Source organism: Actinoplanes sp. NPDC023801 (assembly GCF_040639655.1).
Lineage (GTDB): Bacteria > Actinomycetota > Actinomycetes > Mycobacteriales > Micromonosporaceae > Actinoplanes.
This window is the reverse complement of the sequence record NZ_JBFAAI010000022.1, coordinates 88,162-104,754: the sequence shown is the minus strand read 5'-3', so window position 1 is coordinate 104,754 and position 16,593 is coordinate 88,162. Positions and strand designations below refer to the sequence as shown.

At 68.8% G+C, this 16,593-nt stretch carries 11 protein-coding genes; 4 read left to right on the top strand and 7 right to left on the bottom strand.

Annotation, left to right across the window (positions count from 1 at the left end):
* Positions 1-34: 34 nt before the first annotated feature.
* Positions 35-2,179, top strand: a complete 2,145-nt coding sequence (locus AB0G04_RS31615) for a glycoside hydrolase family 95-like protein (protein ID WP_360990115.1) — start codon at positions 35-37, stop codon at positions 2,177-2,179.
* Positions 2,180-2,333: 154 nt separating this feature from the next.
* Here the strand turns inward: AB0G04_RS31615 and AB0G04_RS31610 are convergent, their stop codons facing one another.
* Genes AB0G04_RS31610 through AB0G04_RS31600 form a run of 3 tightly spaced genes read right to left on the bottom strand, consistent with a single transcriptional unit; the run spans position 2,334 to position 5,946 of the window.
* Positions 2,334-3,269: a carbohydrate ABC transporter permease gene (locus tag AB0G04_RS31610; protein WP_360990112.1), complete on the bottom strand. Its 936-nt coding sequence runs from the start codon at positions 3,267-3,269 to the stop codon at positions 2,334-2,336.
* Positions 3,266-4,276: an ABC transporter permease subunit gene (locus AB0G04_RS31605; RefSeq protein WP_360990109.1), complete on the bottom strand. Its 1,011-nt coding sequence runs from the start codon at positions 4,274-4,276 to the stop codon at positions 3,266-3,268. Before AB0G04_RS31605 ends, AB0G04_RS31610 begins: the two co-directional genes overlap by 4 nt.
* Positions 4,273-5,946, bottom strand: coding sequence for an extracellular solute-binding protein (locus tag AB0G04_RS31600; protein ID WP_360990106.1), 1,674 nt, complete (start codon positions 5,944-5,946; stop codon positions 4,273-4,275). Before AB0G04_RS31600 ends, AB0G04_RS31605 begins: the two co-directional genes overlap by 4 nt.
* 210 nt (positions 5,947-6,156) lie before the next feature.
* Here AB0G04_RS31600 and AB0G04_RS31595 point away from each other — a divergent pair, with 210 nt between their 5' ends.
* Together AB0G04_RS31595 and AB0G04_RS31590 are read left to right on the top strand one after the other, a co-directional pair.
* Positions 6,157-7,362: an ROK family protein gene (locus AB0G04_RS31595; RefSeq protein ID WP_360990104.1), complete on the top strand. Its 1,206-nt coding sequence runs from the start codon at positions 6,157-6,159 to the stop codon at positions 7,360-7,362.
* Positions 7,363-7,691: 329 nt separating this feature from the next.
* The gene (locus tag AB0G04_RS31590; protein WP_360990102.1) at positions 7,692-10,532 is read left to right on the top strand and encodes a glycoside hydrolase family 3 C-terminal domain-containing protein; all 2,841 of its coding nucleotides are present in this window, start codon (positions 7,692-7,694) and stop codon (positions 10,530-10,532) included.
* Positions 10,533-10,744: 212 nt separating this feature from the next.
* Here the strand turns inward: AB0G04_RS31590 and AB0G04_RS31585 are convergent, their stop codons facing one another.
* Positions 10,745-12,418 carry a cellulase family glycosylhydrolase gene (locus AB0G04_RS31585; protein ID WP_360990099.1) on the bottom strand — a complete coding sequence of 558 codons (1,674 nt, stop codon included), beginning with the start codon at positions 12,416-12,418 and terminating at the stop codon, positions 10,745-10,747.
* A 544-nt stretch (positions 12,419-12,962) separates the two neighbouring features.
* Between AB0G04_RS31585 and AB0G04_RS31580 the strand changes: the two genes are divergently transcribed.
* A complete protein-coding gene (locus tag AB0G04_RS31580) occupies positions 12,963-13,517 on the top strand; it encodes a hypothetical protein (protein WP_360990097.1) in 555 nt (184 codons plus the stop codon).
* Positions 13,518-13,528: 11 nt separating this feature from the next.
* Here the strand turns inward: AB0G04_RS31580 and AB0G04_RS31575 are convergent, their stop codons facing one another.
* From AB0G04_RS31575 to AB0G04_RS31565, 3 genes are read right to left on the bottom strand one after another with little or no spacing between them, the layout of a single operon-like run.
* Positions 13,529-14,149, bottom strand: a complete 621-nt coding sequence (locus tag AB0G04_RS31575; protein ID WP_360990094.1) for a GNAT family N-acetyltransferase — start codon at positions 14,147-14,149, stop codon at positions 13,529-13,531.
* The gene (locus AB0G04_RS31570; protein ID WP_360990090.1) at positions 14,146-15,786 is read right to left on the bottom strand and encodes an APC family permease; all 1,641 of its coding nucleotides are present in this window, start codon (positions 15,784-15,786) and stop codon (positions 14,146-14,148) included. The genes AB0G04_RS31575 and AB0G04_RS31570 overlap by 4 nt, the downstream gene beginning before the upstream one ends.
* On the bottom strand, positions 15,783-16,424 hold the full coding sequence (locus tag AB0G04_RS31565; protein ID WP_360990087.1) for a GPP34 family phosphoprotein: 642 nt from the start codon (positions 16,422-16,424) through the stop codon (positions 15,783-15,785). Before AB0G04_RS31565 ends, AB0G04_RS31570 begins: the two co-directional genes overlap by 4 nt.
* Between the last annotated feature and the right edge of the window lie 169 nt (positions 16,425-16,593).

Sequence of the window (16,593 nt, the reverse complement as noted above, 5' to 3'; positions counted from 1 at the left end):
GCTATTAGTTTGAACTCTAAACAAAATATGAGCCGTGCAGAACAACGTCAATCCGTCGTTCCGTGACGCCGTGGCCACCGAGGACTGGGAACGCGCGCTGATCAGCGGTAACGGGCGGCAGGGCGTGCTCTGCTACGGCTCGCCGGCAGCGCTGCGATTCACCCTCGCCCACGAGGACCTTTTTCAGCCGGTCACCGAGCCGCTCCCGGCGCCGCACACCGCCCCCGCGCTTCCCCGCCTGCGCGAACTTCTCGCCGCTGACCGGTTCCGTGACGCGGCTCGCGAGGTCTGCGACCTGGCCGTACGGGAACATCCCGGGTACGCCGAGACACGCTGGATCGACCCGCTGATCGGAGCCGGGACGCTGACGTTCACGCCGGACCGCACGGGGGACGGCTATCTCCGCGGCACCGACTTCACCACCGGAGTGGTACGGCAGGAGTGGGCCGGGGTGACCGTGGACGCGTTCGTGTCCCGGGCCGCGGACGTGCTCGTCGTGCTGGTCACCGGTACCGGCGGGACGGTGACCGCCGCACCGATCGACGGCGAGCCCGAGCAGCCGATCGAGTACACGCTCGACCGGTCCGGTGACGATCTCGTCCTCACCGGGCGATTCGGCGGACCACACTGGGCGGGAGCCCTCGACGGCTGGACCTTGGCGGTACGCGTACGGCGTACCGAAGAGGGGATCTTGATCGTCGCCCGGACCGTGACCGGAACACGAACGCCGGCCGACGCCCTCGCCGAACTGCCGGAAGGCGGCTTCGGCGACCTCCTCGAGGAGCACACCGCCGTCCATCGCGACCTGTTCGGCCGGGTGGAACTCGACCTCGGCGGGCATCGTGCGCAGCAGCTCTTCGACGCCGGCCGGTACGCGATCATCAGCAGCACCGGCACCCGGCCGCCGACCCTGCAGGGCGTGTGGAGCGGCACCTGGTCGCCGCCGTGGCGCAGCGGCTGGACCATCGACGGCAACCTGCAGGCCGCACTGCTCGCCGTTCACCCGACCGGCACGCCGGAACTGATGCCCCCGCTGTTCGACCTGCTCGACGAGCTGCGCGACGACTTCCGGGAGAACGCCCGGCGCCTCTACGGGCTGCCCGGCCTGTTCGCGCCCGCCCACCTCGGCACGCACGGCCGGCAGAACCACTTCGGCCCGATCTGGTGCCTGACCTTCTGGACCGCCGGCGCCGCCTGGCTGGCCCGGCTCTACCTGGAGCACTGGCAGCACACCGGTGACCTCGTGTTCCTGCGGGAGCGCGCGCTGCCGTTCCTGCGCGAGGCCGCCGAGTTCCACCTGCATTTCGCAACGATCTCCGGCGGACGGGCGCGGTTCAGCCCGTCGTACTCCCCCGAGAACGATCCCGGCGGCTCGGGCGCGCAGGCCTCGGTCGACGCCACCCTGGACGTGCAGGCGGTGGCCGCCCTGCTGCGTGGCCTGCTGACCGCCACCGAGGTCCTGGGCCTGGACGATCCCGACGCGCTCCGCTGGCGGCAGCTGCTCGCGGCGCTGCCCCAGATGCGCGTCAACGACGCCGGTGAGCTGGCCGAATGGGTCGACCCACGGTTCCCGGACAACCACGAGCACCGTCACTGCAGCCACCTTTACCCGTTCTACTACGGCGGGGATCCGGCGTTCGACGAGGACCAGGCACTGCACACCGCGGCGGTACGGGCGGTGCGGGCCCGCCTGCGCTGGTGGCTGAGCGAGGCCTCCGACGAGATGGGGTACGGTCTCGCGCTCCTCGGTGTGGCCGCCGCGCACCTCGGGCTGGCCGAGGAGGCGTACGCGGCCCTGACGAGGATCTCCGAGGCGTACTGGCGGCCCAGCCTGGTGCCCACCCACAATCGGGATCACATGTTCAACGTGGACCTGGCCGGCGCCCTGCCGGCCCTGGTCGTGGCGATGCTGCTGCGCAGCCGGGACGTCGGCGCCGACGGCGTGGCCAAAATCGACCTGCTCCCCGCCCTCCCCAAAGCCTGGCCCACGGGTTCAGTCCACGGCCTGATCGCCCGAGGCCCGGTGACCGTAGACCTGACCTGGTCCCCCACCCAACTCAGTGCAACCTTGACCTCACCCACCGACCGCACGCTCCGCCTCGGACTCCCATCCGGCAGAACCGACACGGTCACCATGAGCGCGGGTCGCCCCCACCACGTAGTCGACGCGAGGTCGTAGCCAGGTTACGACCCGCAAAACGCCGCCGGTGACGAGGCAGTCGGTTTGCCGACGCCCAGCGGGGTTTGCTGGGTGGGCGGGAAATCGCCTGCCTCGTCACCGGTTACAAGGCGTTTTGCCGCGGAGCGAAGCGAAGCCAGAAAACACAGCCAGCTCAGCCCTTCACGGCGCCGATGATGACGCCCTTGGTGAAGTGGCGCTGGATGAACGGATAGATGATGAGCGCCGGCACGATCGTCACCACCACGACGGCCATCTTGATCGCCAGGCTGGGCGGCACGGACGAACCCAGGCCGGGGATGGCGACCGCCGCACCCGACGTCGACGGGGACTGCCCGGCCAGGATGAACTGCTGCAGCACCCGCTGGATCGGCTGGAGATCGTTGCGGTCGATGTAGAGGATCGCGTTGAAGAACGCGTTCCAGTAGCCGACCGCGTAGAACAGTCCGACCACGGCGGTCACCGCCTTCGACAACGGCAGCACGATCCGGGTGAGGATGCGCAGCTCACCGGCGCCGTCGATGCGCGCGCTGTCGTACAGCTCGCCCGGGATACTCATGAAGAATGCCCGGAGCACCACCAGGTTGAACGCGCTGATCGCGGTCGGCAGGATGAGCGAGAGCAGGTTGTCCTTCAGCCCCAGACCGGTCACCACCAGATAGCTGGGGATCATGCCCGGGTAGATCAGGAATGTCAGCAGGAAATAGAACAGGATCGACCGGTGTCCCAGCGTGCCGGGCCGGGACAGGCCGTACGCGGCGAGCACCGTGACGACCAGGCTCAGGGCCGTACCGGCGAGGGTGACGATCGTGCTGACCAGGATCGCGTCGGTGACCTGGCCGCCCGAGAAGATCACCACGTAGGCGCGGGGATCGAACTCGCGCGGGAGAAAGACGTACCCGCCGGCGTCGTTGATCGTCTTCTCGGACGAGAGGCTGGTGACCACGACGACCCAGAGCGGCACCAGCACGATCGCCACCACCGCGGTGAGGATCGTGCCCTTGCCGAACTGGCCGAGCAGTGTGGGTTTCTCCTCCCACACCGGGCGTAGCGATTTGCGGCGGGGCCGGACGACCGTGTCTGCGCTCATGATTTCGAATAGATCCCTTGCTCGCCGAACCGGTGTGCCAGCTTGTTGGCGCCAACGATCAGGAGGATTCCGATCACGGCCTTGAACAGCCCGGCGGCCGCGCCGACACCCCACTGCTGCACCGCGATGCCCTGGTAGTACACGTAGGTGTCGACCACCTCGGCCGCCTCTCGGCCGACCATCTCGCGTTGCAGGATGAACTGCTCGAAGCCGACGTTCAGCGCGTCACCGAGGCGCAGGATCAGCAGCAGCACGATCACCGACCGCAAGCCGGGCAGGGTGATGTGCCACATCCGGCGCCACCGGCCGGCCCCGTCGGCGGCGGCCGCCTCGTACAGCGCGGGATCGATGGCCGCCAGTGCCGCCAAGAAGACGATCATGCCCCAGCCGGCGTCCTTCCAGAGCGCCTGCGAGGTGATCAGGAACATGAACGTGTCCGGGTTGGTCATGATCTCCGGCGGCGTGTATCCGGCTTGCCGCAGGGTCTGCGCGAGCAGGCCGGCGCCACCGAGCATCATCTGGAACAGCGAGACCACCAGCACCCAGCTGAAGAAGTGCGGCAGGTACACGACGCTCTGCACCAGCGAGCGGATCCTCGGCGAGATGATGCTGTTCAGCAGGATCGCCAGCAGGATCGGGATCGGGAAGTAGAAGACCAGCTGGAACGCGGTGATCGACAGGGTGGTGACCACCGAGTCCCAGAACGCCGGCGTCCCGAACAGGTACTCGAAATTACCGAACCCGATCCACTCGCTGTAGAGGAACGCCTCCAGCGGGTCGTCCCCGACGAACGGGTTGTAGTCCTGGAAGGCGATGATGTTGCCGAGCGACGGCACATAGTGGAACACCAGCAGCAACGCCATCGCGGGAAGGCACATGAGCAGCAGCGGCCAGTCCCGCCGCAGCCGCTTCCCGAAGGAGAGCTGCTGCCGCGGGACGGCCTTGACGTTCTTCTTCGCCTTCTTCACCGCGGCCTGCGGTTCGGCGGCGACCGGTGGCGCGCTCATCGTCCGTTGTCAGCCAGGACCTTGGCGTAGAAGTCGCGGCCCGCGTCGCCGCCGCCGGCCCGCCATTCCGAGACGACCTTCTCAAGATCAGCCACCGGCGTACGCCCACGCAGGATGTCGGTGATCTTGTCTTCGGTCGGCTGCGCGATGGCCGCCATCTGGGTCGGCGTCTCCACCTTGATGCCGTCCCAGGGGTTCTTCTCGAGGTACTGGGTCGCGTCGTTCCCCCAGTTCACGAAGTCCGCCGCGTAGGTGGGGATGTCCGGACCGCCCACCACCACCGGCGGGCGGCCGCCGAGGAAGATGAACTGGTTCGCGAACTCCTTGACCCACAGGTCGTTGGTGACCGGCGTACCGCTGGCATCCCGCTTGAAGTGGGTGCCCTCGACGCCGTAGTTCTGCAGCTCCCACTCCTTGGTGCCGAACGGCGCCGCGGTGTAGTTGAGCACCCGCAGCAGTTCCTGCACCCGGTCCTGGCCGACGCCCTTCTTGATGAACGTCCAGATGATCGCCGAGCGGGTCTGCCAGCGCACCGGCGGCTTGCCCTTGTCGGCGCCGAACACCTTCACGGCCTGCATGTTGAACTTCGGGTTGATCTGTACGGCCGGACGCCACACCTCCTTCCAGGAGCCGCCGCCCGTGCCGTACATGAACATCTTGCCGCCCTTGAAGAGGGCCTGGGTGTCGCCGCCCTTGCTGGAGGCGATGTCGGGGTGGATCAGCTTCTCGGCGTAGAGCCGGGCCATGAACTCGACGGCCCGCTTGTACTCGGGCGTCTCCATGCGGTGCACGACCTTGCCGTCGGCCGTCTTCATCCAGCCGTTCTCCGAGCCGCCGGCACCGCAGATCTGCTGCACCTCGAGCCAGATGTCGCCGAACGCCCACTCGCCCTTGTCGGCGTTGGTGAGGCTCTTGCCGAACTGGTACAGCTCGTCCAGCGAGGTGGGGTCCGCGATGCCGCGCTGCTCGGTGACGTCCTTGCGGACGAACAGCACCGACGGGAAGGGCGCGTCGGTCGGGAACGGGACGCCCATCAGCTTGCCGCCCCACACCGAGTCCTGCCAGGCGCGGGTGTCGAGGCCGGCGAGCAGCGGGTACGCGTTGACCTTGTCGCCGGCCAGGTAGGGCGTCAGGTCCTCGAACAGGGCGTGCACACCGTCGCTGAACCGGGCCAGCTTGGCGATCTCCCAGCCCGGGATGCAGGTCAGCTCGGGCACGTCCCGCGCACCGAGCATGGTGTTGAGCTTGTCGCCGTAGGTGTTGCCGTCCTGGATGCTGAAGTTGATCGCACCGCCCATGTCGGCGCCGACCGCCTCGACCAGCTTGTTGGCGGCCGGCGGCGCGGGACCCCACCACGGTGTCGTCGCGGTGACCGGCTTGCCGCTGGTGATCGCCTTCTCGGAGACCGCGTCGGCAAGTGACGCCGGGTACTTCAGGTAGCCGTCGGCCATCGGCCGCACGCCCTTGACGTCCGGCGGAACCAGGGTGGAGTCCTTGAAGTTGGGAACCACGCCGGCGGCCTGCTCGGCGGTGGTGGCGGAGCCCTTGGAGCTGGGGTCCTTGCTGCAACCCGCGAGCGTGCCGCCGCTGGCCACCGCGGCCGCGCCGAGGCCGACCAGCCCGAGGAAGCTCCGCCTGTTCGTCGACGCGCCTTCCACTGCTCTCCGCACGGCGCACCACCCTTCCGTTATGGGTTTAGTTTGGTTAGCGTCTAAACTAAGTACATCGAAGACAAGCTAACTGACATGGTGCCGACCCGACAAGCGTCGAATGGGAGCGCACCCACCGGCGCGGGCACCGGTCAAGGGAGACGACGGACCGCGCTGATGCGGCAAGATGACCAGGCGGACAGCACGCGCCCGGCCGAGACGGAGCTTGATGTGAAGACCACCCGGGCCGACCCACAACCGGCCGACTTCACCGACGTGCGCGCCACGAATCTGGCCGTGGTGCTGCGGCACCTGCGCGCCAACGGGCCCAGCTCCCGCGCCTCGATCGCCGCGTCCACCGGCCTCAACAAGGCCACCGTCTCCAGCCTCACCGGCAGCCTGATCGAGCAGCGGCTCCTCCGCGAAACCGGCCTCAGCGGCAACCGGATCGGACGGCCCAGCACCGCCCTGGCCCTCGACGGCTCCGCCTATGCCGCGATCGGCCTGCAGGTCGCGGCCGACCGGCTCACCGCGCTCGCCGTCGACTTCGCCGGCGACCAGCTGCTGCTCTGGCACCGGCGGTTCGACGGCGGCCCGGCCACCACCGGCCCCGGCCGCGCGGTCAGCGAGGTGACCGCACTCGCCCAGCGCGCCGCCAGCCGGGTGCGTCAACAGGGCCGGCAGGTTCTGGGGCTCACCGTGGCGGTGCCGGGACTCGTCGAGCAGAGCGGAACGGTGCGGCTCTCGCCGCCGCTCGGCTGGTCCGACGTCGACCTGCGCGGCCTGCTCTCCGGCTCCCTGCGGCAGCCCGGCCTCGACGTCGCCGTCGCCAACCACGCCGGCCTGGCCGCCGTCGCCGAACTGCGGCAGGGTGGCCACCCGGCTGAACTCGATCTCACCTACATCACCGGCGCGGCCGGTGTCGAGGCCGGGATCGTGGCCGACGGCCGGCTCCTGCACGGCTCGCGCGGATTCACCGGCCAGATCGGACGGTTCTCGCTCGGACCGGCCGGCTCCCCCACCCTGACCGACCTGGCCGGCGTCGAGCCACTGGTCCGGCGGGCACTGCCCGGTTTCGACCCGGAGTCACTGACCGACCTGACACCCGCGGTCGAGCAGGTGGCCATCCTGGCCCGGGCCGGGGAGCCGGACGTACTCGCGGCGCTGCGGGACACCGCATGTCACCTCGGGCAAGGACTGGCCCTGCTGACGAACCTGGTCAACCCCGAGGTGATCGTGCTGGGCGACCATTACGCGGCGCTGGCCGAGTGGATCCTGCCGGCAGCGGAGGCCGAGCTCGCGCGCAACACCCTCGCACCGGCCGCCGGGGGTGCGCGGCTGACCGTCTCGTCGCTGGGCCTGCACGCTGCGGCCCTGGGCGGGGCAGTGTCCCACCTGGACCGCGTCGACACCGGGACCCTGCCCCCGACGCCGTAACCCGCGTGGTCACCTACGGTCCGCCCGTGGGCGCAAGTCACCACGCACACCGCCACCCCGCCCGTGTGGGGAGCAGGTCACCACGGGCGCCGCGGCGGCCCTCGGCGTGGTGAGCCGCGGTCCGGATCGGACCACTGGTCACCACATTGGAGGCGCAGAGCGGGTAACAATCGATGACCAAACATGCCCGTAGCGCCTTGACCAAGCCGTAACTGTGGTGCGAGCCTCAGGGAACTCCGACCGAAACATTCGCGAAACCACTCGCGGAGGCTTCTTCCGCCACGCTGTCGAAGCGCTTCGACGACCGGCTTGTCCCGAAGGAATACGTTGTGACCGAATCCTCCTCTCGCATCGTCTTTCGCGACCCGCAGCAGAAGCTCGCCGCGCGGGTTTCCGACCTCCTGAGCCGGCTCGACCTGGCGGAGAAGATCGCCCTCCTGCATCAGCACCAGGCCGCCGTCCCCCGGCTCGGCATCGGGTCGTTCCGCACCGGAACCGAAGCGCTGCACGGCGTAGCCTGGCTCGGCGTGGCAAGCGCTTTCCCCCAGGCCGTCGGTCTCGCCTCCAGCTGGGACCCGGACCTGCTGCGACGTGTCGGCACGGCCGTCGGCACCGAGGTGCGCGCCATGCATCACCGGGACCCGGACAACGTCGGCCTCAACGTCTGGGCGCCGGTGGTCAACCCGCTGCGCGATCCGCGGTGGGGCCGCAACGAGGAGGGCTACGCCGAGGACCCGTGGCTCACCGGTGTGCTGAGCACGGCGTACTCCGGTGGCCTGCGCGGCGACGACCCCCGGTGGTTGCGGACCGCGCCGACCCTGAAGCACTTCCTCGCCTACAACAACGAGACCGACCGGTGTCTCACCTCCAGCAACATGCCGCCGCGGGTGCTGCACGAATATGAGCTGCCCGCGTTCCGGCCGGCCATCACCGCCGGGGCCGCGGTCGCTGTGATGGCCTCCTACAACCTGGTGAACGGCCGGGCCACCCATCTCAGCCCGCTGATCAACGAGGTGCTCCGGGGCTGGGCCGAGGACGACGTGATGGTTGTCGGCGACGCCTACGCCGTGCAGAACCTGGCCGGCGACCAGAAGATCACCGAGGACCACCCCGCCGGGTTCGCGGCCGCACTACGGGCCGGCATCGACTGCGTGACCGAGCCGGGGCCGCTGTCCGAGGCGTCGTTCACCACGGCACTGGACCGCGGGCTCATCACCGAGTCCGACGTGGACGCCGCGGTGCGGCACATCCTTTCGGTCCGGATCCGCCTCGGCGAGTTCAACCCCGGGGCCGACCCGTACCGGGACACCCCGCCGGGGGTGATCGACTGCCCGGAGCATCGCGCGCTGGCCCGGGAGGCCGCCCGCGCGTCGATCGTGCTGCTCGGCAACGACGGCATCCTCCCGCTCGACCCGGCCGCCACCCGGCGGATCGCGGTCATCGGCCCGCTCGCGGCCACGACGTTCGACGACTGGTACAGCGGCACTCCCCCGTACCGGCGGACCCTGCTCGACGCGATCACCGGACGGGGTGCGGAGGTCGTCCACCACGAGGGCGTCGACCGGATGGCGCTGCGCAGCCCGGCCGGATATCTGAGCACCGGCGACGGCCCCGTACGGGTGACCGCGTCCGACGAGGTCCCGGACACCGCCCTGTTCGACGTGCTCGACTGGGGCGAGGAGACCGTCTCGCTGCGCAGCGTGGCGAGCGGCCGGTTCGTCGGCGCGGACGGTCTCGGTCCTGACTCGCACCTGCTCGTCGACGACCGGCCCGGCCCGAACGGCTGGGAGGTCCGCGAGACGTTCCGCTTCGAACCGGCCGGTGACGGTCTGGTGCTGCGACACGTGCAGAGCCGTCGCTACCTGGTCGCCGGCGAGGACGGGCTGGTCCGGACCGCCGCCGTGACCGCCGCCGACGCGACCGTGTTCACCGTGGACCTGCTGGTCGACGGGGTTGCCGCGGCCGCCGGGCTGGCCGCCGGAGCCGACGTGGTGCTGCTGGCCCTCGGCAACCATCCGCTGGTGGCCGGCCGCGAGACCGAGGACCGCCGCGACCTCGACCTGCCCGGCACCCAGGACGCGCTGGCCCGCGCCGTGCACGCCGCCAACCCGCGTACCGTGCTCGTGCTGACCAGCAGCTATCCGTACGCGATCGGCTGGGCCAGGGACAACCTGCCGGCCGTGGTCTGGTCCGCGCACGGCGGTCAGGAACACGGCACCGCCCTGGCCGACGTGCTGTTCGGCAGCGACCGCACCGGGCTGCCGGTGGACCCGTCCGGACGGCTCACCCAGACCTGGTACACCGACGCCGGCGACCTGCCGGACCTGCTCGACTACGACATCATCGCGTCCGACGCGACGTACCTCTACTACCGTGGCGTCCCGCTCTTCCCGTTCGGGCACGGTCTGTCGTACACCCGCTTCGCCTACGAGAACCTGCGGGTCAGCGCGGATTCGGTGGACGCCGGCGGCGAGGTCACCGTCACCGTCGACGTGGTCAACACCGGCGACCGCCCCGGTGTCGAGGTCGTCCAGCTCTACACCCGCCAGCAGCGCTCCCGGGTGAAGCAGCCGTTGCGCCGCCTACGCGGATACCGGCATGTCCGGCTCGGACCCGGCGAACGGGCCACCGTGGAACTGCTGCTCCCGGCCGCCGAACTGGCGTTCTGGGACGTCACCCGCTCCCGCTGGGTGGTCGAGGACGCCACGCACACGGTCGCGGTCGGCGCGTCAAGCACCGATTGGCGCCTCACGGCGACGCTACGCGTCCACGGCGAACGCATTCCGGCCCGGTCACCGCGGTCCGGGCTCAGGATGATCGACAACGATGGGTACGCGCAAACGACCCCCGTGGCGATCGCCGAGTCCCCCCGGGAGGCTCTGCGCAGTGACGAGCCCGGTGCCTGGGCCGTCTTCGACGACGTGGCCTTCGACGGCGCGGCGTCCCGTGTCCGCGCCCTGGCGGGCTCCGCCGACGTCGCGTCCACCATCGTCATCCGCCTGGACGACCCGCTCGGCGGCCCGGTCGTGGCCACCCTAACGATCCCGCCGACGGCCGGCGCCCTGACCGAGGTGACCGCCCCGATCCCTCAGCTGACCGGGACCCACGCCGTATTCGTCCTTTTCGACACCCCCGCCACAACCCTGGCCACCCTTTCCTTCTCGAACTGACACCCGGCTGGGCCGCCGTCGACAGCGTCGACGGCGGCCCAGCCGCCCTTTGTCCTCGGGGTTCGCGACGCCGGGATTCCCCGCGCCGGCGCCGCCTGACTGCACAGCTGTGCGCTGCCGCTGTCTCAAGCGGCCCGAGACATCGGTGAGTGCCAGCCGGGTTGGGGCCGGGCGGCGGGACGGTGGCCCTCCCGTTCCGCCGCCCGGACCAATCAGGCGGGTGCGCCGGTGACGGCGGTTCCGTTGCGGGTGACGTGGTACGTGACGGTCGCGCCGCTCCAGAAGACGAACTCCAGGGTCACCGGGGCGCCATCGCTGACCTCGGCGAAGAACTCCGGCGTCAGCTTGACGGTGCCGGCCGCGTAGTCGGGGGCGAAGGCCCGGTCGAACTCCTTGAAGGGCGTCCAGCCGTGCGGTCCGGCGTTGCTGCCGTCGGCGTAGGTGGCCTTTAGCGTGGCGAGCCGGTCACCGTTGAACGCGGCCGGGATGGCGAACGCCGCCGTGGTCCCGCCGGCCGCGGAGAGTTGCGGTACGTCGTACGAGACGACATCGAGCCGCCACGGTACGCCCCGCGAGAACCGCAGTGTCAGGGACGCCTTCACCCCGTATCCATCGGCTTCGGTAAGTCTTTGCAGCAACTCGGCGGTGAGCGTGAGCTGATCGCCGGAGATCTGGTAGTCGGGTCCCCGGCGCAGTGTGGTGTTGCCGAGCCGGACGTGGGTGAAGCCGGTGCCGTTGGGGTGGAGGGTGACGGTCTGCGCGGTGACCGGTGCGGCGCGCCGGACGAAGACCAGGTCACTCGCCGCCGTGCCGGAACGGGTGCGCCAGCTGGAGGAGATCTGACGGAACAGTTCGGTGTCGCGCCACACCCCGGCCGTACGGTCGAAGTGCTGCCCGTTGTCCCACAGCATCGTGGTGACTCCGCTGATCCGGGCCTGGTGGCCGAAGAGTTCGAAGAACTTGAGCTTTTCGCCCTGTTCGATGGTGCCGGTGTGCCGGTCGAAGCCGAGCAGGCCGTATTCGCCGAGGATGACCGGGATGCCCTTGCTGATCAGGGAGTCTCGCAGCCGCTGGAAGGTGCCGAGCAGGTCGGCCTGAGCGGTCGCGTCGAACCGGTAGCCGCCGGCCACGTTGACACTGAACGGCCAGTAGCCGTAGTAGTGCACGGTCGCGACCAGGTTGGGGTCGTTCAGGGCGGTGAACTCGGCGCGGAGGGCGTCGAGGCGGCCCTGGTCGGCGTTGGTGTGCAGGGTCGGCAGGACGAGCAGCCGGGTGGCGTTGCCGCCGCCGGTTCCGCGCACGATCCGGTGGAAGGACGCGTTCAGCTCGGCGAGCAGGGCGTAGTTCTCGGTGTCGCCGGAGCTGCCGGCGAACTGCGGTTCGTTGACGCTCTCCAGCACCAGGCGGGGTGAGGCGTCCCGGAAGGCGCCGGCGACCTGGGTCCAGATGGCGTTGTAGCGGGCCAGCACGTTGTCGTGGTCGGCGGGCATCGTGTTGATCCACTGCCACGAGTCGTGATGAATGTTGATCATCACGTAGAGGCCCTCGTCCAGCGCCCAGCCCACGACTTCCTGGACACGGGCCAGGTAGGCCGGCTCGATGGTGTGGTCGGCGGACTGGTGCTGGCCCCAGGTGACCGGGATGCGGATGCTGTTGAAGCCCTGGTTCCGGATGCCGGCCAGCAGTTCGCGGGTGACCCGCGGGTTGCCCCACGAGGTCTCGTCGGCGCCGGTGGCGTCGAGGGTGTTGCCCAGGTTCCAGCCCGGCTGCATGGCGGCGACTGCCTGCGCGGGGGTACGGACGGCTTCCCGGGCACTCGCCGGGCCGGCGGTGAAGAAGGTGGCGAGCAGGGCGAGGGCGAGCAACCTGCCGAGTAGTCGCGACATGACGCTCCTAGGGAGGACACGCGGGAGGGGTGGCGGAGTGGGAGCGCTCCCCATCTGATCTCGGCAGACTATGTTTGGACGTCAAACTATGTCAATCGATGAACGGGCCGCCCGGCGAGCAGGGGGATGCGCTTCCCGCCGGGACGACCCGTCCCGCGCGGCCGCGCCGACCACCCGCTGCGTCGTCGAAGGGTGTCCCCTCATCGCGCATCTGCCATTTCGCAGAAAGGCGAACACACGGCGCCGAGTGCACGAAGGCTAGTACTCGGTGTATTCCACAAAAAGGCTGACTCACCGAATCATGCGCTTCAGGCAAACCGTTTCCAAGCCTTAGGCGAAATGCTGCGACAAGGGTTCGAACGGGTAGGACACGGCCCTCTACCTGCAACTACGCAAGTTGCATGCAAGTGGGTTCGAACGGCAACCTCCAATCAGGATTGGCACATTTTTTCCGCGACCGCATATTGTCGCGGCGTCAAGAATCTTCGTACTCTAAAGCGCAACATCATCGATCGCCTTGAGTACGATGAAGCGGGGAGCAGCCATGCTTGTCAAGATCATCGACCAGATCACCGACGATGAGATGCACAAGGCAGCCTGGGAACTGTATGAAGGCGCGTTCCGCGACCTCCGCTCCCTCGCCGTGCAACGTCACCTGATGTATCGGTCAGAGTTCGAAGAGGTCATGCGCGACCCCAGGGTCGACAAGTACCTCTGCGTCAATGACGACGGCAAGCTCTGCGGACTGTCCACCTTCACCAATGACCTCTACGCGGTTCCCCTGATCGCACCCGAGTACTTCGAGCGCCGCTGGCCGGAGATGTATCACCAGAAACGCATCTGGTACGTCGGATTCGCCGCGGTCGGGACCGAGGCCAGGGACACGCGGGCCTTCGCGGAACTCGTCCAGGCCATGCAACAGACGGCCGCGGCCCGGAACGGGATGATCGGCATCGACTACTGCCGCTACAACGACGACGAGCGCAATTTCGGCCGGGTGGTCCGGCTGATGCTGCGCCGGTTGTCCGGCGGGGCGATGCGTGCCGAATGCCTTGACCAGCAGTCGTTCTGGGTCTACGAGTTCCCGGCAGCCGCCTGACCTCTTCTCAGCTAGACCCCATAGGCGCCCGCCCTCCACATGCTCCAAAGCGGCGGCCCGTCGGGAAGGTCGATCACGGACCGGACCCGGTATCCGTGCCGGAGGTAAAGGTCACGGTTGCGGGGGTCGTTCGCCTCCAGGTAGGCCGGCAGCCCGGCCCGGTCCAGGCGAGAGTGATGGCGATCGAGCAGCGCGCTGCCGATCCCCTCGTTCTGCCGGCCCGGCCGGACCGCCAGGAACGCCAGGTAGTGATGGGGCTCCAGGGGATGCTCCGCCTCGAGCGCCGCGTCGAGTTGCTGCACCCGGTCGAAGGCCGACTCGGTGACCTCCTTGACGCGGCGCTCGTAGTCGCGCGGCGGCGGGATCATCGAGGTGAGCGGGAACCAGAGGGCGACTCCGCACATCCGGCCGTCGTCGGCGTCCGCGGTGCTGTAGACCTCGCCGTACTGCAGGGCGTACTCGACGAAGATCTCGAAGTAGCCGGGTGACAGGCGCCGGCGCTCGGAGGCGTCCGGGTGCAGCCATCGGGCCACCGGTCCGTCCCACATCGCCTCGGCCACGAGGTCGGTGATCTCCTCGGTGTCGAACGGCGAGACATGGCGGATCACGAGTTCCTGGATGGCGTACGTCATCGGGAGTCCCTACCTGAGCTGGTGGTCGTCGGATAGTGGTTCTGGAAGGCCATCGCGTGTGAGTGCGGCCGGGGTGGCTCCGGGAACTCGAAGACGGTCCGGCGTTCCACACCGCGGCCGATCACCGCGTACACGTCCGGCTTGGTGAACCGGATGATCGCCGCCCAGCCGGCGCCGAGCACCGCCAGGACCGCGTACCCCGCCGCGAAGGCCCAGTTGAAGATGGAGTCCGGCGCCAGTCCGAGGATGTCGCCCAGGCCCACCACGGTCGCGAACAGGATGATGCTGAGCAGGAAGAACGCGATGATCGGGGCGACCCGGCCACGCAACACGTTCTCCAGGCGCGGGTGTTGCACGAAGAACGCGATGACCGCGGCCGACGTACCCCACATGAGGATCAGCACGCCGAGGCCACCGACCACGGTGAGATAGCCGAAGAGTTCCACGAGCGGATCCGCTCCGGTGAACCAGTAGGCCAGGATCGCGATGAACGCCAGCACGCTCTGGGTGACCGAGCCGACCACCGGCGCGCCGGTGCGCGGGTGGGTGTAGCCCCACCGGCTGGGCAGCATCCGCTCGCGGCCGAGGGCGAACTGGTAGCGGGAGACCGCCGCGTGGAACGCCAGCAGCGCAGCGAAGATGCTGGTCATGAAGAGCAGATAGCCGATGGTGATCATGACGTCCGGAACGTGCGGGCCGACCAGGCTGAAGACCAGGTTCGTCTCCTCACGCTGGGCGTCGGCCACGATCCGTCCCGGACCCGCGCCGACCGACATGGCCCAGGCCGACACCGCGCACATGAGTCCGGCGACCAGCACCGAGATATGGGTGGCGCGGGAGATGGTCCGCTTCGGGTCCTTGGCCTCCTCGGAGAGCACCACCGTCGCCTCGAACCCGGCGAATCCACCGATCGCGATCACCATCATCGCGACGACCTCGGGCGTGAGCAGCTGCGCCGGGTCGAGGGTGGCCACGCTGACCACGCCGTCCCGCGGGTTCGCGACCATCACCAGGTCGTAGATCAGGACGACGGCGATCTCGGCGATCAGCAGGACGCCGAGGACCTTGCCGCTCAGATCCACCCACAGCATGCCGAGGACCGCGATCAGGCCCCAGGCGACCAGGGCACAGATCACCCATGGCACGACCAGTCCCATCCCGCCGAGGATGCTCGACGCCACCACGCCGAACAGCCCGAACAGCCCGATCTGCATCAGCGCGTAGGCCGGCAGTGCGACGAAGGCCGCCGCGACACCGAGTTCCCGCCCGAGACCATGACTGATGTACGAGTAGAACGCGCCCGAGTTCACGATGTGCCGGCTCATCGCCACGAAGCCGACCGTGAAGATCGACAGAATCGCCGCGACGACGAGATAGACCAGCGGCAACGCGGTGTTGCCGACCACCGCGTAGACCGTCGTGACGGCGCCGATGATGACCGTGAGCGGGGCGGCTCCGGCCACCGCGAAGAAGACCACCGACGGCACGCCGAGCCGGTTGCTGGCCAGCGCCTGGCTGATGATGTCCGACCCGGAGGTGCCGCGCTTGGCGGCGGCCTCCCGGTTGAGCTCCATCAGCATGGTGCCGGCCCAGCGGTCGACGTTGTCCCGGCGGCGCTGGTGGCGTCCCGGGCTCACCGGCGGCCGACCGCGAGAGCGGATCCGACCAGCGCCTCCGTGCACTCGACGAGTTCGCGGAGATCGCCGGGAAGGGAGGCGATCATGCTGGGCAGCGCGTGGTAGATGTGCGGGTAGTCCTCGAATCCGTACATGACGTGACGGGTGAGGCCGGTCGCCACCACGAGACCGACGAGCATCCGGTCGGCGACGTTCAGATCCATTCCGCGGACCAGCATGTTCGCGACCCGGGTGGAGGCCCAGGCGGCGGCGTTGCGTTGCCGGGCGGTGTTCGGCATGTAGAGCGTCTGGGTGGTGCCGAGCATCCTGCGCTTGGTCACCAGCTCGACCGCGCCGACCCGCATGAGCCGCTCCGCCACCCGCAGCGCCGAGTCCTGCGAGAGGAAGGCGAGCCAGGTCCGGATGTCGCGGTGCTGTGGCTGGGCGTTGAGGAGGTCGAGGATGTCGTGGTTGAGTGCGTCGCGGGTCGGACGCCGGTCCAGTACGAGCAGGTCTCCGTCATTGACGCCGATACGACCTTCGAGGACCAACTCCGCGAGTAATGCGGCAGCCAGCCCCAGGCCGGTCGCACGAGGATGCAGCCGGGACCGCCCGGTCCGGTCCTCGTGTGCGATCAGGTAATACTGGTCAGCCAACACTCCGTCCACGCCCCTTAGACGCAAGTTCCAATGATCTTTTACCTATGTGTGTAGGAAACAAGACAGAACTCGATGTCCGCAGCATCATGTACCCAACACCAAGGTCAATACAAGAAGTACTAGACTTCTTATTCAGTCCTCGCTGTTTATTGATCTCACGCAAAAGCGA

Coding starts and splice junctions, on each gene's coding strand:
- AB0G04_RS31580 (WP_360990097.1), top strand. CDS start 12,963: ATGCTTGTCAAGATCATCGACCAGATCACCGACGATGAGATGCACAAG.
- AB0G04_RS31585 (WP_360990099.1), bottom strand. CDS start 12,418: ATGTCGCGACTACTCGGCAGGTTGCTCGCCCTCGCCCTGCTCGCCACC.
- AB0G04_RS31610 (WP_360990112.1), bottom strand. CDS start 3,269: ATGAGCGCAGACACGGTCGTCCGGCCCCGCCGCAAATCGCTACGCCCG.
- AB0G04_RS31575 (WP_360990094.1), bottom strand. CDS start 14,149: ATGACGTACGCCATCCAGGAACTCGTGATCCGCCATGTCTCGCCGTTC.
- AB0G04_RS31605 (WP_360990109.1), bottom strand. CDS start 4,276: ATGAGCGCGCCACCGGTCGCCGCCGAACCGCAGGCCGCGGTGAAGAAG.